Annotated in this window: 14 protein-coding genes, 1 tRNA gene and 1 rRNA gene; 3 read left to right on the forward strand and 13 right to left on the reverse strand. The window is 71.1% G+C overall.

The genetic code is table 11. The features are described 5' to 3' along the window. Positions 1-708 (reverse strand): NAD(P)-binding domain-containing protein, encoded by a 708-nt coding sequence (locus tag AB0O21_RS36360; RefSeq protein WP_365178900.1) that lies wholly within the window; start codon positions 706-708, stop codon positions 1-3. Positions 709-1070: 362 nt separating this feature from the next. Here AB0O21_RS36360 and AB0O21_RS36365 point away from each other — a divergent pair, with 362 nt between their 5' ends. Further along, positions 1071-1871 (forward strand): DNA-formamidopyrimidine glycosylase family protein, encoded by an 801-nt coding sequence (locus AB0O21_RS36365; RefSeq protein WP_365178902.1) that lies wholly within the window; start codon positions 1071-1073, stop codon positions 1869-1871. Between the two features lie 36 nt (positions 1872-1907). Continuing rightward, positions 1908-2711 carry an SDR family NAD(P)-dependent oxidoreductase gene (locus AB0O21_RS36370; RefSeq protein ID WP_365178905.1) on the forward strand — a complete coding sequence of 268 codons (804 nt, stop codon included), beginning with the start codon at positions 1908-1910 and terminating at the stop codon, positions 2709-2711. On the opposite strand, the gene AB0O21_RS36375 is transcribed toward AB0O21_RS36370, so the two are convergent. From AB0O21_RS36375 to AB0O21_RS36415, 9 genes are all read right to left on the reverse strand, one after another. Beyond that, entirely contained in the window at positions 2659-2952 is a 294-nt protein-coding gene (locus tag AB0O21_RS36375) for a hypothetical protein (protein WP_365178908.1), read from the reverse strand. The two genes, AB0O21_RS36370 and AB0O21_RS36375, sit on opposite strands and share 53 nt — an antisense overlap. Positions 2953-3095: 143 nt before the next feature. Beyond that, on the reverse strand, positions 3096-3476 hold the full coding sequence (locus tag AB0O21_RS36380) for a helix-turn-helix transcriptional regulator (protein ID WP_030012484.1): 381 nt from the start codon (positions 3474-3476) through the stop codon (positions 3096-3098). A 109-nt stretch (positions 3477-3585) separates the two neighbouring features. After that, complete coding sequence (locus AB0O21_RS36385; protein ID WP_365178938.1) at positions 3586-4095, reverse strand: CinA family protein; 510 nt, start codon at positions 4093-4095, stop codon at positions 3586-3588. A 44-nt stretch (positions 4096-4139) separates the two neighbouring features. Further along, complete coding sequence (gene pgsA, locus AB0O21_RS36390) at positions 4140-4796, reverse strand: CDP-diacylglycerol--glycerol-3-phosphate 3-phosphatidyltransferase (protein WP_365178911.1); 657 nt, start codon at positions 4794-4796, stop codon at positions 4140-4142. Then, on the reverse strand, positions 4793-6280 hold the full coding sequence (rimO, locus tag AB0O21_RS36395; RefSeq protein ID WP_365178914.1) for a 30S ribosomal protein S12 methylthiotransferase RimO: 1488 nt from the start codon (positions 6278-6280) through the stop codon (positions 4793-4795). The genes pgsA and rimO overlap by 4 nt, the downstream gene beginning before the upstream one ends. A gap of 126 nt (positions 6281-6406) precedes the next feature. Next, positions 6407-7303, reverse strand: a complete 897-nt coding sequence (locus AB0O21_RS36400) for a RodZ domain-containing protein (RefSeq protein WP_365178917.1) — start codon at positions 7301-7303, stop codon at positions 6407-6409. Positions 7304-7471: 168 nt separating this feature from the next. Continuing rightward, positions 7472-10243, reverse strand: coding sequence for a DNA translocase FtsK (locus AB0O21_RS36405; protein WP_365178920.1), 2772 nt, complete (start codon positions 10241-10243; stop codon positions 7472-7474). Between the two features lie 147 nt (positions 10244-10390). Next, on the reverse strand, positions 10391-11065 hold the full coding sequence (locus AB0O21_RS36410) for a response regulator (RefSeq protein ID WP_365178923.1): 675 nt from the start codon (positions 11063-11065) through the stop codon (positions 10391-10393). Positions 11066-11299: 234 nt separating this feature from the next. Next, complete coding sequence (locus AB0O21_RS36415) at positions 11300-16834, reverse strand: HAMP domain-containing protein (RefSeq protein ID WP_365178926.1); 5535 nt, start codon at positions 16832-16834, stop codon at positions 11300-11302. 169 nt (positions 16835-17003) lie between these two features. Between AB0O21_RS36415 and AB0O21_RS36420 the strand changes: the two genes are divergently transcribed. Further along, positions 17004-19589, forward strand: coding sequence for a SpoIIE family protein phosphatase (locus AB0O21_RS36420; protein ID WP_365178929.1), 2586 nt, complete (start codon positions 17004-17006; stop codon positions 19587-19589). Between the two features lie 357 nt (positions 19590-19946). Here the strand turns inward: AB0O21_RS36420 and AB0O21_RS36425 are convergent, their stop codons facing one another. The 3 genes from AB0O21_RS36425 to rrf all read right to left on the reverse strand — a co-directional run. Next, positions 19947-20588, reverse strand: coding sequence for a hypothetical protein (locus AB0O21_RS36425; protein WP_365178932.1), 642 nt, complete (start codon positions 20586-20588; stop codon positions 19947-19949). 100 nt (positions 20589-20688) lie between these two features. Continuing rightward, a tRNA-Thr gene (locus AB0O21_RS36430) sits at positions 20689-20764 on the reverse strand. A gap of 5 nt (positions 20765-20769) precedes the next feature. Further along, positions 20770-20862: ribosomal RNA gene (gene rrf, locus AB0O21_RS36435) — 5S ribosomal RNA — on the reverse strand; the annotation flags it as partial.

Consider the following 20862-nt stretch of genomic DNA (forward strand, 5'->3'; position numbering starts at 1 on the left):
TCAGCGCATCACCTTGATGCCGAACCGGGCACCGCCCAGCGCGAACTGGATCGCACTGTGCATGTGGGAGTACATCTCCATGCCGCGCGAGCAGACAAGCGGCCCCAGATCGAGGACGTCCTGCCAGCCGTAGGCCCGTAGCAGGGCGGTGACCTCCGCTTTTGCATCGTCGTGGTCACCCGCGACGAACATCGTGTGGTCTCCCCCTGCCACGGCCTTCGGGTCGACGACGGTCTCCTGCTCCTGCGTGACGCACGCCTTGACCACCTTGACCGCCGGGAGGGCGCGCTGGATCCGCTCCCCCAGGCTGTCGTGGTCCACCGGGTCCAGAGCGGGCATCACCCCCCAGGGCGTGGGCCAGGGATGGGCCTGCTCGGGGTTGTAGACGAACGGGACGGCGTAGTCCATCAGGGTCTTCCCGGCCAGGTGCTCGCCGATCCCGCTGAGCACGCGCACGGCGCTGGCCCCGTCGATCCCGTTGATGACGAAGTCGCCCGCGGCCGCGGCCTCGTCGAAGTTCCGGAGCTCGATGCCCGGATAGTCGGCAGCCCATTGCCCGAAGGGCTCGATGCCCATGAAGTCGGGTTCGCTGCGGCCGAGGGTGACCCGGGAGTCCCGGGTGCCGACGTACACCTCGTGCCCGAGCTCCAGCAACCGGGCCGCATGCGCGCGACCCCCACCGCCGGTGCCGAGGACTGCGACCTTCATGCGGATGCTCCGTTCTCAACGCCCATGCACGCAGAGACTCACGAGGAACCCGCCCCCCGGCGGCGGACGCGCAGGCACACCCCGAACCAGCACGAGCGGATCGCCCGAGTGGCCCAGCCCGGCCGCGCCGACCCGGCCGGCCGGGGTCGGGTGTGCGTCGGGGTGCCCCCGCAGGACTCCGAACCGGGCCACCCTCGGCCCACCGACCCGTGGAAACCTTCGGAGCCCGACGAGACGCCCCGGCGCGCGCCCGGCCCCGGCGCAACCCCAGCCCCGGCCGCACCCGCGGCCCCCGCGGCCCCCGCGGAACCACGCGACCCCGACACACCCCGCCGCCACCCCACCCGCCCCACAATGAAGGCATGCCCGAAGGAGACAGCGTCCGCCGCGCAGCGACAAGGCTGCACGCGGCCCTCGCCGGCAAGCCCCTCACCCGCAGCGACCTGCGGGTCCCCCGCTTCGCCACCGCCGACCTCACCGGCCGCGTCACCCTCGACGTGACACCCCGCGGCAAGCACCTCCTCGCCCGCTTCGAGGGCGGCCTCACCCTGCACAGCCACCTCCGCATGGACGGCGCCTGGCACGTGTTCCCCGCGGGCGAGCGCTGGCACGGCGGCCCCGCCCACGAGATCCGGGCGATCCTCGGCACCGCCGGCCACACCGCCGTCGGCTACCGCCTCCCCGTCCTCGAGCTGATCCGCACCGCCGAGGAGGGCCGCGCCGTCGGCCACCTGGGCCCCGACCTCCTCGGCCCGGACTGGGACCCCGGCCTCGCGGCCGCCAACCTCCTCTCCGACCCCGCCCGCCCCCTCGGCGAGGCCCTCCTGGACCAGCGCAACCTGGCCGGGATCGGCAACGTCTACAAGGCCGAGCTCTGCTTCCTCGCCCAGGTCACCCCCTGGACCCCGGTCGGCGCGCTCCCCGACCCCGAAGCCACCCTCCCCCGGCTGACCGCCGCCGCCCACCGCCTGCTCGCCGCGAACGCCGGCGACACGCCCCGGCGCCGCAACACCACCGGCAGCCGCCGCCCCGGCCAGGACCTGTTCGTGTACGGACGCACGCACGCCCCCTGCCTGCGCTGCGGCACCCCCGTCCGGGAGGCCCCGCAGGACGACCGCCCCACGTACTGGTGCCCGCGCTGCCAATCGGGCCCGACCGACTAGTTGACGCCCCGTCAGGTCCGCTCGTACGGTCCCGGCATGCCCACACCCAGCCACACACCCAGCCCCGCTCCCACGCCCACCGCCCCCTACGACCTGACCGGCCGCACCGCCCTGGTCACCGGCGCCGCCAGCGGCATCGGCCGCGCCACCGCGGCCCTCCTCGCCGGAGCGGGCGCACATGTGCACTGCGCCGACCGCGACGAAGAGGGCCTCGCCGAGACGGCCGCGCTCATCTCCAAGGCCGGATCCGGCGCGGCCACCGTCCACCCCCTCGACGTCACCGACCGGGCCGCCCTCCGCGCGGCCGTCACCGCGGCCGGCCCGCTCGACATCGCGGCCGCGATCGCCGGGATCATGCACAGCAGCAGCGTCCTGGAGACCACCGACGAGGACCTCGACCGGGTCCTGGACATCAACTTCAAAGGGGTCCTGCGCACCTGCCAGGAAGCCGCCCGCGCCATGATCGCGGCGGGCCGCCCCGGCTCCATCGTCACCATGGCCTCCGGCGCCGTGGACGCCGCCCAGCCCGGCCTGCTCTGCTACAGCGCCGCCAAGGCGGCCGTGGTCCAGCTCACCAAGACCCTCGCCACCGAGGCCGGCCCGCACGGGATACGGGTCAACGCGGTCGCACCCGGCTGGATCCGCACCCCGATGACCGGCCGGCACAGCCCCGAGGTCCAGGAGCAGACCGAAGCGGCCATGGTCCGCATGTCACCGCTGCGCCGGGTCGGGGAGCCCGAGGACATCGCCCAGGCCGTGCTCTACCTGGCCTCGGACGCCTCGTCGTTCATGACGGGGCAGATCCTTCGCCCGAACGGCGGAGTGTCGATGCCCTGGTAGCGCCCCCACCGGGCTCGCAGGCCAAACTGCCGGACTCCCCGTCCGGCGCCCGCCGGGCCCTGCGCGCCGGGCGCGGTACACAGTGCACCGGCAGCAGCCCCAGTCCCCAGCCGCCCACGGCCACCGCGCCCTCCACGGGCCCGGCCTGCGCCGGTTCGAGCACCAGCCGCAGGACGGCCCACCACCACAGCACCCCCACCGCGAGGGCCAACGCCACAGGAATGCGCAGTAACCGCCGCACGGCTACCTCCCAGGGGCCGGGACCCGGACGGCCCCATCCTCCCGCACCCCCCGCGACCCCGCACCCAGAACGGCCGGGAGCCCCGGCCGGCGCCTGACGCACCGGCCGGGGCTCCGGCCACACTCACACACTGACGTGCACGCTCACGCGGCTACGACATTCACCGCTTCCGCAGGCGCCTTGATGGTCACCCGCTCCGGTCCACCCGTGACCGAAGCCATGGAGACCGAATTGAGCATCGGGCGTACCGGCACACTCACCGGTTCGCTTGCCGCGGCCGACTGTGCCAGCTCGGCCAGCGACAGTTCATCGCTGACTTCGCGCATCAGCTCGGACATCCGTACGTCCAGCGCGTCGCAGATCGCGGAGAGCAGCTCGGAGGATGCCTCCTTCTGCCCCCGCTCCACCTCGGAAAGATAGCCGAGCGAAACTCGGGCCGACGAGGAGACTTCGCGCAGAGTACGGCCCTGGCGCTGGCGCTGCCGACGCAGCACGTCACCCAGCAGGCGACGGAGCAGAATCATCGGTGGCTCCCTCCTCTGACCGTGTAGCCGCATCCTTCACGCCCCACCGTACCGCCTCGCGCCGCGGCCGTGCGGGGAGCGATGTCGTGTTCACTCAGGGCTGCAAACATCAAATCCCCCCGTTCTGTTCCGTATCCTGCCTCCGCGCATTCTCACGGAGTTGGCTTGAGAGAAGTTCGAGCACTGTGCGTGCACTCTCCCTACGGATTTCCGCGCGGGAGCCGTTCAACCTCAGCCGAGCCGTTTTCCTGCCTGTCGGACCGGCCACCGCGACGAAGACGGTGCCCACGGGCTGCCCGTCCTGCGGGTCCGGGCCGGCCACTCCGGTGGTCGCGATCCCCCACGAAGCCCCCAGGATCCGCCGCACTCCGGCCGCCATCTCCTCGGCGACCTGCGCGTTCACCGCGCCTTCGGCCGCCAGCAGCCCCGCGTCCACTCCCAGGACCAGGTGCTTGAGTTCAGTGGCGTACGCGGTGACCGAGCCGCGGAAGGACCGCGAGGCCCCGGGAACGGCCGTCAGCTCGGAGGCCACCATTCCGCCGGTCAGCGACTCGGCGACGGCCAGCGTTTCGTCACTCTCCGCAAGCAGGCGCAACACCTCCGTGGCCACGCCCGCCACACCGGCATCGCCACCGGCTTCGACTTCCGCCCCCACGGAATCCGTCACGCCGCGGCCCGCTCCTCGGCGAGACCCTTGCGGCGCAGTACGACCGCCTGCCGGATGTAGTCCAAACCGGTGAGCACGGTCAGCACCACCGCGAGCGCCATCACCCAGAAGCGCATGGTCGCCAGCGCCCCGGTCAGCGCGAGCACGTACATGCCCACGGCCGTGCCCTGGGCCAGGGTCTTCATCTTGCCGCCGCGGCTGGCCGGAATCACTCCGTAGCGGATCACCCAGAAGCGCATCAGCGTGATCCCGAGCTCCCGGCCCAGGATCACCCCGGTCACCCACCAGGGCAGATCACCCAGCCAGGACAGGCAGATGAGCGCCGACCCCATGATCGCCTTGTCGGCGATCGGGTCGGCGATCTTCCCGAAGTCCGTGACCAGGTTGTACGTCCGGGCGAGGTGCCCGTCGAAGATGTCCGTGATCATGGCGACGGCGAACGCCGCCCACGCCCACGCCCGCCAGGCCGGGTCGTACCCGCCCTCGGCCAGCAGCAGGAAGACGAACCCCGGCACCAGCACGAGCCGGATCATCGTCAGGATGTTGGCGATGTTCCACAGGCTGGCCTGATTGACCGCCGCGGCTCCCAGCTTCGCGCCGGGCGCGGGCCGGCGGCCGGTCCCGCCCGCCGCAGATGCCGGGACTCCGGTCATCCGGCCGCCTCCTCAAGATCCGCGCCCAAGGGCTCGGCCACGAGGTCCACACCCAGGGTGCCGACCACCTTCGCCGTGACGATGCGCCCGGGGACCAGGCCCGTACTGTCGGTGAAGACCACCTGGCCGTCCGTCTCGGGCGCCTGGTGCGCGGCACGCCCGTAGGCGCCGTCGCCGTCCTCGTCCACGGCCTCGACCGACTCGACGAGTACTTCCAGGGTCTCCCCGATCCGCTCCTCCGCGCGCTGCGAGGTGAGCTCCTCCGCGAGGCGCTGCATGTGGGCGAGGCGCTCGGCGATCGTGTCCTCGTCCAGCTTGTTCTCGTACCCGACGGCCTCGGTGCCGTCCTCGTCCGAGTAGCCGAAGACGCCGATGGCGTCGAGGCGGGCGTGGGTGAGGAAACGCTCCAGCTCGGCGAAGTCGCTTTCCGTCTCGCCGGGGAAGCCGACGATGAAGTTGGACCGCACGCCGGCCTGCGGGGCCTTGGAGCGGATGGTGTCCAGCAGCTCCAGGAAGCGGTCGGTGTCACCGAAGCGGCGCATGGCGCGCAGCACGTCGGGGGCCGAGTGCTGGAAGGACAGGTCGAAGTACGGGACGACCTTGGGGGTCGAGGTGAGTACGTCGATCAGGCCCGGGCGCATCTCGGCGGGCTGGAGGTAGCTGACGCGGACGCGCTCGATGCCGTCCACCTCGGCGAGCTCGGGCAGCAGGGTCTCCAGCAGGCGGATGTCGCCGAGGTCCTTGCCGTACGAGGTGTTGTTCTCGGAGACCAGCATGATCTCCTTGACGCCCTGCTCGGCGAGCCAGCGCGTCTCGCCCAGCACGTCGCTGGGGCGGCGGGAGATGAAGGAGCCGCGGAAGGACGGGATGGCGCAGAAGGAGCAGCGCCGGTCGCAGCCGGAGGCCAGCTTGACCGAGGCCACGGGGCTCTTGTCGAGCCGGCGGCGCAGCGGCGCGCGCGGCCCGGAGGCGGGCGCGAGGCCCTCGGGGAGGTCCGAGGGGGCGGCCTCGGGCTCCTGGGCGTGGCCGGGCAGGGCCACCGCGGTGTCCTGGCGCTCCGCCGGGCTGATCGGCAGCAGCTTGCGCCGGTCGCGCGGGGTGTGGGCTTCCACGCTGCCGCCGCTGAGGATGGTCTGGAGGCGGTTGGAGATGTCGGCGTAGTCGTCGAAGCCGAGGACTCCGTCGGCCTCGGGGAGCGCTTCGGCGAGTTCCTTGCCGTAGCGCTCGGCCATACAGCCGACGGCGACGACGGCCTGGGTCTTGCCGTGATCCTTGAGATCGTTGGCTTCCAGCAGGGCGTCTACGGAGTCCTTCTTGGCGGCTTCGACGAAGCCGCAGGTGTTGACGACGGCTACGTCCGCATCGGCGGCGTCCTCGACGAGCTCCCAGCCATCCGCCGCCAAGCGGCCTGCGAGCTCCTCCGAGTCCACCTCGTTACGGGCGCAGCCAAGAGTGACAAGGGCGACGGTACGGCGTTCGGGCATGGACTCAAGACTACTTCGTCCCGGCGCCGACCCCGGCCCCAAGTCCCCTTACATCAAGATCCCCGGGGTGCGGTAGGGCACCCCGGGGATCCGGATTCATACATTCCGCCCTAGGGCGGCCCAGGCTCAGCCCGCCTGGGGCTGATTCTGGAGCGGGTCTTCCTTCGTGTATGTGAGACGTTCCACCTGACCCGGCTGGAAGTCGTCCTTGATCTCCTTGCCGTTCACGAACAGCTTCACGGCCCCGGCGTCGCCGAGCACGAGGTCGACGGACTCCTTGTCCGTGAAGGTCTTCGACTCGCCCTGCGCGAGGGTGCCGTCGAAGAGCAGCCGGCCGCTGTGGTCCTTCGCGGAGATCCAGCTCTCGCCCGTCTCGGCCGTCAGGACGACCGTGACGATGTCCTTGGGCGCCTGGGCGATGGCGCTGTCCGAAGGCTCCGGCTTGGGCGCCTGAGGGGTCTGCTGGGGCTGCGCGGCGGGCTTTCCGCCGCTCTGCTTGGGTGCGGGCTTCGGCGCGGCGGAACCTTCCGCCACCGGCCGCTTGCCCTTCTCGTCGCCGCCGCTGAAGGCGGTGAAGCCCACGAAGCCGATCACGGCGACGATGGCGGCGACCATGGCGGCGGTCCAGTTGGGCCGCTGCCGCTCGGGGCGGATCCGCTCGGCTTCGAACATCGGCGCGGCGGGGGTGGGTGCCGGCCGGCCGCCGTGGGCCGCGTCGTAGCTCTCGATCAGGGGTGCCGGATCGAGGTGCACGGCGCGGGCGAGCGTACGGATGTGACCGCGGGCGTAGACGTCGCCGCCGCACCGCGTGAAGTCGTCCTCTTCGATCGCGTGCACGATCGGGATGCGCACGCGGGTGGTGGAACTGACCTCGTCAACTGTGAGCCCGGCGGCGATCCGGGCCTTCTTGAGGGCCGTCCCGATGGACGGCTCTTCGACGGTACGTTCGACGATGCGGTCCTCGGACCGGTCGTCGGTCGAAGGCCGCTTCTCTTCGGGGGAGTTGGAGTTGCCGATGGACACGAGGGCGCCTTTCGAGCGTGTAGCCACCTGCTGGATGTCCAGTCTAGGGGGGTGACGAAAGGGTGGAGCAACCGGAGGGTGCACTTCCTACGCCATCCGAATGGCGAGGGAAGCTACCCTCCGTTCAACTGGACGCGGGGCCAAGGGAAACGGTTGCCCCGCGTTTCCTTACGGTCCGGTCTCGCCGCGGATGACGGCGAGCACTGCGTCCAGCTCGTCGGCCTTGAGCAGGACGTCGCGCGCCTTCGAACCCTCGCTCGGGCCCACGATGCCCCGCGACTCCATCAGGTCCATGAGCCGGCCGGCCTTGGCGAAGCCCACGCGCAGCTTGCGCTGGAGCATCGAGGTGGAGCCGAACTGGGTCGAGACCACCAGCTCCGCCGCCTGGCACAGCAGGTCCAGGTCGTCGCCGATGTCCTCGTCGATCTCCTTCTTCTGTTTCTGCCCGACGGTGACGTCGTCCCGGAAGACGGGCGCCATCTGGTCCTTGCAGTGCTGCACGATCCCGGCGATCTCGTCCTCGGTGACGAAGGCGCCCTGCAGGCGGACCGGCTTGTTCGCGCCCATCGGCAGGAACAGCCCGTCGCCCTTGCCGATGAGCTTCTCCGCACCCGGCTGGTCGAGGATGACCCGGCTGTCGGCGAGCGAGGAGGTCGCGAAGGCGAGCCGCGAGGGCACGTTCGCCTTGATCAGACCGGTCACCACGTCCACCGACGGCCGCTGGGTCGCGAGCACCAGGTGGATGCCGGCCGCGCGGGCCAGCTGGGTGATGCGGACGATCGAATCCTCGACGTCGCGCGGGGCCACCATCATCAGGTCCGCGAGCTCGTCGACGATCACCAGCAGGTACGGGTAGGGGCTGAGCTCGCGCTCACTGCCCGGCGGCAGCTTGATCTTGCCGTCCCGGATCGCCTGGTTGAAGTCGTCGATGTGCCGGTAGCCGAAGGCGGCCAGGTCGTCGTAGCGCAGGTCCATCTCGCGCACGACCCACTGCAGCGCCTCGGCGGCCCGCTTGGGGTTGGTGATGATCGGCGTGATCAGGTGCGGGATGCCCTCGTACGCCGTCAGCTCCACCCGCTTGGGGTCGACGAGCACCATCCGGACGTCCTCCGGGGTGGCCCGGACCATGATCGAGGTGATCAGGCAGTTGATGCAGGAGGACTTGCCGGAACCGGTGGCACCGGCGACCAGCACGTGCGGCATCTTCGCGAGGTTGGCCATGACGTAGCCGCCCTCGACGTCCTTGCCCAGCGCCACCAGCATCGGGTGGTCGTCCTCGGCCGCGTCAGCCAGCCGGAGCACGTCGCCGAGGTTGACCATCTCCCGGTCGGTGTTCGGGATCTCGATGCCGACCGCCGACTTGCCCGGGATCGGGCTGATGATCCGCACGTCCGGCGAGGCCACCGCGTAGGCGATGTTCTTGGTCAGCGCGGTGATCCGCTCGACCTTGACCGCCGCGCCCAGCGTGACCTCGTACCGGGTGACGGTCGGCCCCCGGGTGAAGCCGGTGACGTCCGCGTCGACCTTGAACTCGGTGAACACGTTGCGCAGGGAGGCGACGACCGCGTCGTTCGCGGCGCTGCGGGTCTTGCCGGGCCCGCCCTTCTCCAGCAGGTCCAGCGAGGGCAGGGCGTACGTGATGTCGCCGCGCAGCTGGAGCTGCTCGGCACGCGGCGGCAGGGGCTGGGTCTCGGGCGGGGCCTTGGTCAGGTCGGGCACCGAGAGGGTCCCGGACGCCGCCGCGGTGGTCGCGTGCGGCTGCTCGGCCGCCGGTACGGGACGCTCCTCGCGGGCGGGCGGCACGGGAGCGGTGACCTCCGCGCCCTCCCGCTCGACACTGATCCCCTGGGTGAGGTCGGCGACGAGGGGCGAGGGCGGCAGCCCCCCGTAGACCACCCCGTCCAGCGCCGCGGCGGCGGCCGCGGCCACGTCCACGGCGTCCATCTCCCGGTCCATGGCCGGCCGGGCCGCGGACCTGCGCGGGCGCCGGCGCCGGGCCAGCGCCTCCTCCTCGGCGGCGTCCGCCGGATCGCCGGAGCCCGGGCCGTCGCCGTCGCCGGTACGGGCCCGCCACTGCGCGGCGTCGTGCCGGTCGCGCCGGCCGGCCGGGGCGCCGTCCTCCTGCTCCCCGTAGCCCTCGTCGTACTCGTTCGGGGCGATCACCCCGAGCCTGATCCCGAGCCGGCGCAACCGCTGCGGGATCGCGTTCACCGGGGTCGCCGTGACCACGAGCAGCCCGAAGACGGTCAGCAGCACCAGCATGGGCACGGCCAGCGGCGCGCCCATGGTGAAGATCAGCGGCTTCGAGGCACCCCATCCGATGAGCCCGCCCGCGTTCTGCATCGCGGTGGTGCCCTCGTCGCGGCCGGGGGCTCCGCAGGCGATGTGGACCAGGCCCAGCACCCCGATGACGAGGGCGGAGAGCCCGATGCCGATGCGGCCGTTGGCGTCGGTCTGCTCGGGGTGGCGGATGAAACGTACCGCCATCACGCCGAGCAGGATCGGCACGAGCAGATCCAGTCGCCCGAAGGCACCCGTGACCAGCATGGTGACCAGATCCCCGACGGGACCGCTCAGATTCGACCAGGTCCCGGCGGCGACGATCAGCGAGAGCGCGAGCAGCAGCAGCGCGACGCCGTCCTTGCGGTGGGCGGGGTCGAGGTTCTTGGCCCCGTGGCCGATGCCGCGGAAGACCGCGCCGACCGCGTGCGCGCAGCCCAGCCACACGGCGCGCACCAGCCGCACCACACCCCCCGTGGGGGACGGCGCCGGTTTGGCCGCGACCTTCTTGACCGGGGCGCGCTTGGCCGCCGCGGCCTTCTTCGCGGCGGGCTTGCGCGAGGGCGCCGCCTTCTTCGCCGGCGCCGTCGTACGGCCGGTGCGGCCCTTCGCGGTGCCCGCGGTGCTCTGGGAACCCTTGCCGGACGTACTTGAGGCCATGCGCCCGAGGTTACCGGTGCGCGCCCCGGTGGACACGCGTGCCCACCCCTTCACCCGTTCGTGTCGCGTACCCCGTACGCCCTTTGACGCCCCGCCATACCTGACGAAGCCTCAGCAGGCGCCCGGGGCGGCAGCGTCCCGGCGTACTCAGCCCTGCGCGGGCAGCACCGCTCCCCCGCTGCCGGGCTCCAGCGCGTCCAGGGCGCGCCGCAGTCCGGTCAGCTTGCGCTCCAGGTGCGCCGCGGTCGCCACCACACCCGCGTCGGCGGAATCCTCGCCGAGCTGCTTGGTCAGCGCCTCGGCCTGCTCCTCGACGGCCGCGAGCCGCGCGGAGAGCTCGGCCAGCAGCCCGGCCGTCTCCTTGCTGCCGTCGCCGTTGGAACCGCCGCCCTCCAGCTGGAGCCGCAGCAGCGCGGCCTGCTCGCGCAGCTTGCAGTTCTTGGTGTACAGCTCCACGAACACCGAGACCTTGGCCCGCAGCACCCACGGGTCGAAGGGCTTGGAGATGTAGTCCACCGCACCGGCCGCGTAGCCGCGGAAGGTGTGGTGCGGACCGTGGTTGATCGCGGTGAGGAAGATGATCGGGATGTCCCGGGTCCGCTCCCGCCGCTTGATGTGCGCGGCCGTCTCGAAACCGTCCATCCCCGGCATCTGCACATCCAGCAGGATGACCGCGAAATCGTCCGTCAGCAGCGCCTTGAGCGCTTCCTCCCCCGACGACGCCCGGACCAGTGTCTGATCGAGCGCGGAGAGGATGGCCTCCAGCGCCAGCAGATTCTCCGGCCGGTCGTCGACCAGGAGGATCTTGGCCTTCTGCACCATGCCCTGTCCTCCTCGCCCCGGCATGGGGCCTCCCCGGCTCAAGGCTCCGGCCTGTGCGCCGGGCCCCGCCCCAGAGGACGGCATCCTTGCGCCGTCCGTCCTTGTGCCGGTCATCGTAGCCCCAGTCCCGAGATCGCCACACCCTGTCACCGAGATGTCACTGTGCACGATGCGGAAACGTGGCGGAAGGGCAGAAGGTTCCCTCTGCGCCTCCCGGTCACGCCCGCCCGTTGATCACTTTCCGCGCATGTGCCCTTCCATGACCGACAGTAGGTAATCGGGCTCCACCGGCTTGGTCACGTAGTCGGACGCACCGGACTCGATGGCCTTCTCCCGGTCGCCCTTCATCGCCTTGGCGGTGAGCGCGATGATCGGCAGCCCCTCGAACTGCGGCATCTGCCGGATCGCGGCCGTCGTCGCGTACCCGTCCATCTCCGGCATCATGATGTCCATCAGCACCACCGCCACGTCGTCGTGCTGCTCCAGGACCTCGATGCCCTCCCGGCCGTTCTCCGCGTAGAGCACCGCCAGCCCGTGCTGCTCCAGCACGCTCGTCAGCGCGAAGACGTTGCGCACGTCGTCGTCCACGATGAGCACCCGCTCACCCCGGAAGTCGTACGCACGCGGCAAGGCCGGCAGCGCCTCCTCCACGCCCCACGCGTCGGCGTCCGGCTGGCCCGGCACCTCCAGCCGCGGCAGCGGATCGCCCAGGCTCTTGCGGCGCCGCCTGAACAACGCCGAGGAGCCCTGCCCGGCCGGCTCCGCGGCCGGCAGCCCCGGCCGGGCCTGCTGGGCCTGCTGCGCCTGCGCCTGCGCCGCCGGTACGGGCACGGGCACGGACGCGGCCGGCGGCTGCGGCAGCGCGGGCCGCGCCGCCCCGTCGACCGCCCTGCGGTACAGCTCCCCGCGGGCGCCGCCGGGCGTGGGCGGCGCGTACCCCTGCGGGGGCAGCTCGCTCGGGTGCAGCGGCAGGTACAGCGTGAAGGTGGACCCCCGGCCGGGCTCGCTGGCCGCGTGGATCTCCCCGCCGAGCAGCCGGGCGATCTCGCGGCTGATGGAGAGCCCCAGGCCCGTACCGCCGTACTTGCGGCTCGTGGTCCCGTCGGCCTGCTTGAACGCCTCGAAGATCACCAGCATCTTGCTCGCCGCGATACCGATCCCGGTGTCGGTCACCGAGAAGGCGATCAGGTCCGCGTCCGCCTCCCGCAGCGAGCCGGCCTCCAGCAGCTGCTCGCGGATCGCCGTCGGGACGTCGGCCCCGGCCGGCCGGATCACCAGCTCCACCGCCCCGGTGTCGGTGAACTTCACCGCGTTCGACAGCAGGTTGCGCAGCACCTGCAACAGCCGCTGCTCGTCCGTGTGCAGGGTCGCCGGCAGCTCCGGCGAGACCCGCACCGAGAAGTCCAGGCCCTTCTCCGCGGTCAGCGGCCGGAAGGTCGCCTCCACGTAGTCCACCAGCTGCACGAGCGCGATCCGGGTCGGCGAGACGTCCATCTTCCCGGCCTCGACCTTCGACAGGTCGAGGATGTCGTTGATGAGCTGGAGCAGGTCGGAGCCCGCCCCGTGGATGGTCTCGGCGAACTCCACCTGCTTCGGCGAGAGGTTCTCGTCCGCGTTGTCGGCGAGCAGCTTGGCCAGGATCAGCAGCGAGTTGAGCGGGGTCCGCAGCTCGTGCGACATGTTCGCCAGGAACTCGGACTTGTAGCGCATCGAGACCGCGAGCTGCTCGGCGCGCTCCTCCAGGACCTGCCGGGCCTCCTCGATCTCGGTGTTCTTCACCTCGATGTCCCGGTTCTGACGGGCCAGCAGCTCGGCCTTCTCCTCCAGCTCCGCGTTGGCGGCCTGGAGCGCCTTCTGCCGGTTCTCCAGCTCGTCGGAGCGCTCGCGCAGCTGCTCGGTCATCTCCTGGGACTGCTTGAGCAGCATCTCCGTCTTGGAGTTGACGCTGATGGTGTTGACGCTCGTACCGATCATCTCGGCGATCTGGCTGAGGAAGTCCTTCTGGATCTGCGTGAAGGGGGTGAAGGACGCCAGCTCGATGACGCCGAGCAGCTTCCCCTCGAAGAGCACCGGCAGCACGATCACGTGCGCCGGCGGCGCCTCACCGAGCCCCGAGGAGATCTTCAGGTAGCCGGGCGGGGTGTTCTCGACGAGGATCGTCCGCTTCTCCTCGGCGACCGTCCCGATCAGCCCCTCCCCCGGCCGGAAGGAGGTGGGCATCTGGCCCCCGGCGTACGCGTAACTCCCGCGCATCCGCAGCTCGTACGAGCCCTCCGCGCCGCCCTCCGTCCCGATCTCGGTGGTCCCGCCGGCCGGCAGCGCCAGGAAGAAGGCGCCGTGCTGCGCGGAGACCACCGGGGTCAGCTCGCTCATGATCAGCGAGGCCACGTCGTCGAGCTCCCGGCGGCCCTGCATCAGGGCGGAGATCCGTGCGAGGTTGCCCTTGAGCCAGTCCTGCTCCTTGTTGGCCAAGGTGGTGTCGCGCAGGTTGACGATCATCGTGTTGATGTTGTCCTGGAGGACCTGGATCTCGCCCGCCGCGTCCACGTCGACCTTCAGGCTCAGGTCGCCGCGGGTCACCGCGGTGGCGACGGCCGCGATCGCGCGCACCTGCCGGGTGAGGTTCCCGGCCATCTCGTTCACGGACTCGGTCAGGTCCCGCCAGGTGCCGTCGACGTCACGGACGCGGGCCTGGCCGCCCAGGATGCCCTCGGTGCCCACCTCGCGGGCGACGCGGGTCACCTGGTCGGCGAAGGAGGACAGCTGGTCGACCATCGTGTTGATGGTGTTCTTGAGCTCCAGGATCTCACCGCGGGCGTCGATGTCGATCTTCTTGGTCATGTCGCCCTTGGCGATGGCGGTCGTGACCATGGCGATCTGCCGCACCTGACCGGTGAGGTTGGAGGCCATGAAGTTCACCGAGTCGGTGAGGTCCTTCCAGGTCCCCGAGACGCCCGGCACGTGTGCCTGGCCGCCGAGGGCGCCCTCCGTACCCACCTCGCGCGCCACGCGCGTGACCTCGTCCGCGAACGAGGAGAGGGTCTTCACCATCGTGTTGACCGTGTCGGCGAGCTGCGCGACCTCGCCGCGCGCCTCGACCGTCACCTTCTTCGTCAGGTCGCCGTTGGCCACCGCCGCCGAGACCTGGGAGATGTTGCGCACCTGGGAGGTCAGGTTGTTGGCCATCAGGTTGACGTTGTCGGTCAGGTCCTTCCAGATGCCGGTCACCCCGCGCACCCGGGCCTGACCGCCCAGGATGCCTTCGGAACCCACCTCGCGGGCCACCCGGGTCACCTGCTCCGCGAAGGAGGACAGCTGGTCGACCATCGTGTTGACGGTGGTCACCAGCTCCAGGATCTCGCCCTTGGCATCGACGGTGATCTTCTTCGAGAGGTCGCCCATGGCGACCGCCGTCGTCACCTCGGCGATGTTGCGCACCTGCGAGGTCAGGTTGTTCGCCATGAAGTTGACGGACTGGGTGAGGTCCTTCCAGGTGCCGGAGACCCCCTTCACCTCGGCCTGGCCGCCCAGGATGCCCTCGGTGCCCACCTCGCGGGCCACCCTCGTGACCTGCTCCGCGAAGTTCGAGAGCTGGTCGACCATCGTGTTGAGGGTGTTCTTCAGCTCCAGGATCTCGCCGCGCGCGTCCACGTCGATCTTCTGCGACAGGTCACCGCGCGCCACCGCCGTGGCAACCTGCGCGATGTTGCGCACCTGCGAGGTCAGGTTCCCGGCCATGCCGTTCACCGAGTCGGTCAGGTCGCGCCACACACCGGCCACGCCGGGCACCTGCGCCTGACCGCCGAGCCGGCCTTCCGTACCCACGTCCCGGGCGACCCGGGTCACCTGCTCCGCGAAGGCCGACAGCTGGTCGACCATCGTGTTGATCGTGTTCTTCAGCTCCAGGATCTCGCCCCGGGCGTCCACGTCGATCTTCTGCGACAGGTCGCCGCGCGCCACCGCCGTGGTCACCTGGGCGATCTGGCGCACCTGGGAGGTCAGGTTGCCGGCCATGAAGTTGACGGAGTCGGTGAGCTCCTTCCAGGTACCGGACACCCCCTCCACCCGTGCCTGGCCGCCGAGCCGGCCCTCCGTGCCCACGTCCCGCGCCATCCGCGTGACCTGGTCGGCGAAGGAGGACAGCTGGTCGACCATCGTGTTCACGGTGTTCTTCAGCTGGAGCATCTCGCCGGAGACGTCCACGGTGACCTTCTGCGACAGGTCGCCGTTGGCCACCGCCGTCGTCACCTGCGCGATGTTGCGGACCTGCCCGGTCAGGTTGCGGAAGGCGGTGTTCACCGAGTCGGTGAGGTCCTTCCACGTCCCCGCCGCCCCCGGCACCTGCGCCTGACCGCCCAGCTCACCCTCGACGCCGACCTCACGGGCCACACGCGTCACTTCCGCACCGAAGGACTGGAGCTGGTCCACCATCGTGTTGACGGTGTTCTTCAGCTCCAGCATCTCGCCGGCCACGTTGACCGTGACCTTCTGCGAGAGATCGCCGTTGGCCACGGCGGTCGTCACCTGCGCGATGTCCCGCACCTGCGTCGTGAGGTTGCGGAAGACCGTGTTCACCGAGTCGGTGAGGTCCTTCCACGTCCCCGCCGCCCCCGGCACCTGCGCCTGGCCGCCGAGCAGACCCTTGGCGCCGACCTCGCTGGCCACGCGCGTGACCTCGTCCGCGAAGGTCCGCAGGGTCTCCGTCATCTGGTTGATCGTTTCGGCCAGCTGCGCGACCTCGCCGCGCGCGCTGACCCGCACCTTCTGCGACAGGTCGCCGTTCGCGACCGCCGTCGTCACCTGCGCGATCCCGCGCACCTGGGCCGTCAGGTTGCCGGCCATGGTGTTGACGGAGTCGGTCAGGTCCTTCCACACGCCCGCGACCCCGGGCACCTTCGCCTGGCCGCCGAGCTCGCCCTCCGTACCCACCTCGCGGGCGACGCGGGTCACCTCGGAGGAGAAGGAGGACAGCTGGTCCACCATCGTGTTGACGGTGTTCTTCAGCTGGAGCATCTCGCCGGCCACGTGCACCGTGACCTTGCGCGACAGATCGCCCTTCGCCACCGCCGTCGTGACGAGGGCGATGTCACGCACCTGAGCGGTGAGCCGGTACGCCATCGTGTTGACGGAGTCGGTCAGATCCTTCCAGGAACCGGACATTCCGCGCACCTGGGCCTGGCCGCCGAGCTTGCCCTCGGTACCCACCTCCAGCGCCACGCGCGTCACCTCGTCGGTGAACGCGGACAGCTGGTCGACCAGGTTGTTGACCGTACGCCCGACCTTCAGGAACTCCCCGCGCAGCGGATGCCCCGCCCCCTCCAGGGCCTGGGTCCGCAGGTCCATCCGCTGGTCCAGGTCGCCCTCGGCCACCGCCGACAGCACCCGGCCCACCTCGGAGACCGGCCGCGCCAGGTCGTCCACCAGCTGGTTCGAGGCGTCGATCGCGGCCGCCCAGGAGCCCTCGCAGGCCCCCGTCTCCAGCCGCTCGCTCAGCTTGCCCTCGCGGCCCACCATCCGCCGGACCCGGGAGAGCTCCCCCGTCAGGTGCAGGTTCCGGTCGGCGACCTCGTTGTAGACGGCGGCGATCTCCGCCATCACGCCCTCGCCGGACACCGTCAGCCGCTTGCGGAAATTGCCGTCCCGCATCGACACCAGGGCCGTGAGCAGCCGGTTCAGAGCGGCGGTATCGACCTCGGTCGTGCCGCCGCGCCGCGGACGCCCGCCCTTCGGCCGCGTCCCTGTACGCCGCACCGCTGCGCCAGACTCCACCGTGTCCCTCCCGAAAGGGTCGACCGCTGTTCCACCGGACACCTGAACTCTTCACGAGCCCGTTCCGCAAGCCTGCCCAGTGTTTCACCATGGCCGAACCCGGCCATAACACTTCGGCACCATCGCATACCCGCCGTACCCTCCGGGTGGTTTCCCGGACGACGGCACCATGCCGACCGCGAAGGTAAGTAACCTGGCACCCGATGTCCAACCGCGTCGAAGGAGACTCGTGATCACGGCACGGGCGGCTGCCAGTTTCGATCCCCTCGGGCGCTCCGTCGCCGCCGCTCGCGCGTTCGTCCGCGACACCTTGCAGGGCTGGGGCTTCGCGGACATCGTCGACGACGCGGTGGTGCTCACCAGCGAGCTCGTCACCAACGCCGTCGTCCACGCCGGAACCCGGGCCGAGGTCCTGTGCCTGCGCTCCGGAGACGGCGTACGCGTCGAGGTCGCCGACCGCTACCCGGAACGAGAGCTCCCGCTCCAGCACCCCGGCGAGCGCCCCTACGCCGACCCCGACCGCGAGAGCGGCCGCGGCCTGATGCTCTGCGCCGCCCTCGCCACCCGCTGGGGCGTCGAGTACACCGCCACCCACAAACACGTGTGGTTCCGCCTCGACCTCCCGGACCGGCCGGTCGGTACCCGCTCCGCGGGCCCCGTCGTCCCCGACCGGCTCCTCCCCCTGGCCGACAGCCGGGTCCGCGTCGCCGTCCTCCAGATCGACTCCGCCGACTGCATCAGCGCCTGGAACGAGGACGCCGAGCACGTCTTCGGCTACACCGCGGAGAAGGTCGTCGGCCGCCCCCTCGCCGAGCTCGCCGCCTGGCCGCAGACCCCCGGCACCGGCACCGGCATCGCCGAGGCCCTGCGCCTGTCCCGCTGGGAGGGAAGCTACGGAGTCCGCGGCGCCGACGGCCGCGTCATCCCCGTCTACGCCTCCCACCTGCGGGTGCGCGACGCACACGGCGAGCCGTCCATCGTCTGCCTCCTCGTCCACGACGACGAGCGCGCACTGCTCCAGACCCCCGTGCGGGCCCCCGCCACCGACAGCGGCCAGCTGTCCGAGACCCGCGCCGCGGACCCCTTCGAGGTCTTCATCGGCTCCCCCGCCCCCGACGACCTGGACGGCCTCCTCCAGCGCACCGTCGAACGGGCCCGTGACCTCCTCGACGCGGACTCCGCCTTCCTCCTCCTCGCCACGGACGACGAAACGGAACTCGAGGTCCGCGCCACCACCGGCCTGCCCTCCACCCGCCAGCGCTTCGCCCGCGTCCCCGTCGAGGCCGGCACCAACCGCTGGGGCTCCGCCCGCATGCCCGCCGTCCACGACGACCTCACCGCAGTCCCCGGAGCCGTCCCGCTCCTCGAATCCACCGGCATGCGCTCCGCCGTCACCGTCCCCCTCAAGGTCGAAGGCCGGCTCACCGGCTCCCTCGGCGTCGCCGCCGAGACCCCCGGCCGCTACACCAACGAAGAGGCCCTGCGCCTCCAGTTCGCCGCCGACCGCATCGCCCTCGCCGTCGAATCCGCCCGCCTCGGCGAGCTGGAACGCCTGCGCCGCGGTTCCCTGTCCTTCCTCGTCGAGGCCTCCGACCTGCTGGCCGGCACCCTCGACCGGGACCAGACCCTGGCCCTGATGGCCCAGATGACCGTCCCGACCCTCGCCACCTGGTGCGCCGTCTACACCATCGCCGACCAGACCTCCGACCCGTACCTCTCCTACGTACTCCACGAGGACGAGGAACGCATCGACGGCCTCAAGGCCCTGCTCTCCCGGGTCAGCCCGCCCGAACCGGTCCGCGAGGCCGGCGCCCGCCCCTGGCCCGAAGCGGCGCTGGCGGTCGGCGGCGAGACGGTCGTCCTGCCCCTCCTCGCGCGCAACCGCGTCATCGGCCTGCTCACCCTCGGAAAGCCGTCCGAGGAGCACTTCCGCCAGGAAATCCTCGAACTCGCCGAGGACCTCTCCCGCCGGGCCGCCCTCGCCCTCGACAACGCCCGCCTCTACTCGGAGCGCACCGCGATCAGCCGCTCCCTCCAGCGCAGCCTGCTGCCGCCCGGCTCGCCCGCCATCCCCGGCATGGAGGTCGAGGTCATCTACCGCGCGGCCGGCGAGGGCAACGAGGTGGGCGGCGACTTCTACGACGTCTTCCCGATCCGCGACGGCGCGTACGGCTTCGCCATCGGCGACGTCTGCGGCACGGGCCCCGAGGCCGCCGCGGTCACCGGCCTCGCCCGGCACGCCCTGCGCCTCCTGGCCCGCGAAGGCCTCGGCGGCCCGGCCGTGCTCGAACGCCTCAACGCGGCCATCCTCGACGAGGGCGCCCGCAGCCGCTTCCTCACCCTCCTCTACGGGGAGCTGCACCCCCAGCCCGACGGCGGCGCCCTGATGAAGGTGGTCTGCGCGGGCCACCCGCTCCCGCTGCGCCTGCGCCCGAACGGCGAGGTCCTCCCGGCCGCCGAACCGCAGCCCCTCCTCGGCGTCATCGACGACCTCGACCTCTACGAGCAGACGCTCACCCTCGACCCGGGCGACGTCCTGCTCTGCGTCACGGACGGAGTGACGGAACGCCGCGAGGGCACCCGCATGCTCGGCGACGACGGCCTCACCGAGGTCCTCACCACCTGCACCGGCCTCACCGCGGGCGCGGTCGCCTCCCGGGTCCTGCGCGCGGTGGAGCGCTTCGCGGCCGAACCCGCCTCGGACGACATGGCGATCCTGGCCTTCCGCGTCCCGCACCAGCGCACCGGCGACTGAACGGCTACCTACGCGGCAGCCGCGCCGACAAGATCATGAAAGACGGGGCCGCCATCTCCGCAGCCCAGGGAACCCTGGCACCGTCGGCCTCAGGCCCGGCCCTCTCCGGTGCGGGCAGCGGCTCGACGGACACCGACGGCGACGTGGGACCACCATCGGCTGCCTCCAAGGCCGTCACGATCGAAAGAACAAGGCGTCGGATCCTGGAGATGTTCATGGGAGGGTCCTTCCGCTGATCGAGGAGCGTGGGCTTCCGTGAACCCATTGCGCCCCGCGACGCGACCCTGGTCATGGCCCGGAAAGTCGGGACTTGACAAAGGCCCCCGCCGATCGGCGGGGGCCTTTCACGAGCATCGATCAGACGCTCTCGCTCCGCGTCAGCCCGATCCCGAGCACGCCGCGGACGTAGTTCTCGACGAAGCCGGGGAGCCACGGGATGTCCGCCATCTCGTCGAAGACCTTCACCAGCCGCTCGTCCGGCTCGTCCGTCAGCAGGACGATCCGCCAGGTGTTGGTCGGACGCTCGTCGGTACCCGCGACTCCGTGCTGCACGTGGAACAGCGGCTGCCCGTCGTCCGCGGCCAGGGGATCGCCCTGCGCGTCGGGGAACCGCGCCCGGCCGAGGAAGGTGACGACCTGCCGCTCGTGGTCGAGCCACACTTCTTCCAGCACCAGCCCGTACTGCTCGGGCTCCAGCCACAGCCTCTGCTGCGACTGCCGTACGTACTCGTCACCCAGCTCCGCCCCGGCCCGCCCGGGCACCCAGGCCGAGGCCGAGCCTTCCTTGACCACGTACGGAATGAAGGCCCCGGGGTTGCCGGCCTTCCGTACCTCCATGTCCCAGAGCATGGCCCGGGTCAGGACCAGCGGCTCCTCGGTGACGTACCGCTCCTGGAGGATGCGATTGACGTCCACCGCCGGCAGCTCCGCGCGGGTGTACCGCGCGTCATTCCACGCCGCCTCGAACTCGGCCTGAGCGGCCGCTACCTCTTCTGCCACGACGAAACCCCTCCCCAAAAGGATCTTCAAGATCATCTGGAGGATACACAGCCCCGAAAACGCAAAAAGGCCCCCGCCACGTGGCGGGGGCCTTTCTCATTGGAGCCCTTTAACGGAATCGAACCGTTGACCTTCTCCTTACCATGGAGACGCTCTACCGACTGAGCTAAAAGGGCGGGTTGTTCGGCGGCGTCCTACTCTCCCACAGGGTCCCCCCTGCAGTACCATCGGCGCTGAAAGGCTTAGCTTCCGGGTTCGGAATGTAACCGGGCGT

The sequence above is a fragment of the Streptomyces sp. NPDC091371 genome (assembly GCF_040684275.1).
Lineage (GTDB): Bacteria > Actinomycetota > Actinomycetes > Streptomycetales > Streptomycetaceae > Streptomyces.